1 protein-coding gene and 1 pseudogene are annotated in these 779 nt (G+C 64.7%); one reads left to right on the forward strand and one right to left on the reverse strand.

Translation table 11 applies throughout. The features are described 5' to 3' along the window. On the reverse strand, positions 1-332 hold a 332-nt coding region (locus ACWGPE_RS18955), incomplete at its 3' end, for a response regulator (protein ID WP_452049307.1). Positions 333-526: 194 nt separating this feature from the next. Between ACWGPE_RS18955 and ACWGPE_RS18960 the strand changes: the two are divergent. Further along, a pseudogene (locus ACWGPE_RS18960) lies at positions 527-779 on the forward strand (hypothetical protein); the annotation flags it as partial.

A 779-nucleotide genomic window follows, 5' to 3' on the forward strand; every position in this document is an offset into this window, starting at 1 on the left:
CTCTTGAGCAGATACCCGGAGGCGCCTACCCGCAGCGCCTGGAACAGGTACTGCTCGTCGTCGTAGACCGACAACATGACCACCTTGCGGTCGGGATCCCGCTCCCGCAGCACCCGGCACAGGTCCAGCCCGCTGGAACCCTCCATCCGCACGTCACAGAGCACGATGTCGGGGTTGAGCGTCTCGATCACGCTCAGGGCACGCTCGGCGCCTACGGCCTGGCCGACCACCTCGACCCGGTCGTTGAACGCAGCAAGCATGGCCTTGAGACCCTCGATGACCATCTCATGGTCGTCGACCAGCACAAGGCGCACTGGATTGGAGGGCGCCATGGCATCACCCTAGAGGTGGTGACGGGCTGGGTAGATCAACTTGACCGGCCCAATCCCCCCTACGGGGGACGCGCCACCTATGTGACGTAGGCCACTCTCATGTGGTGCCCTCACTACAAGAGAAGTCATGGCGTGCCGGACGGTTCTGGTGGGACTGTCCGCAGACCGAAGCCCCTGCCCATCCGCTGCGTGCGGTGGTCTTCGACCTCGATGCACTGTCGGACCTCGACCTGGAGGGGCATCGCGTCGTCTTCAACGCGGCCTTCGCTGCGCACGGTCTGCCCATCCAGTGGAGTGTCGGCCGCTATCAGCAGCTTCTCGCGCTGCACGACGAGCGTCAGCGGGTCACCGCCGAGCTGCGTAAGCGGTGCGTCGGCACGGAGTGCGATGTGCTCACCGAGGTGCTCGCCGACGAGATCTGCATGACCAAGGACATGATGTTCGACG

This window comes from Agromyces sp. NPDC055658 (genome assembly GCF_053618155.1).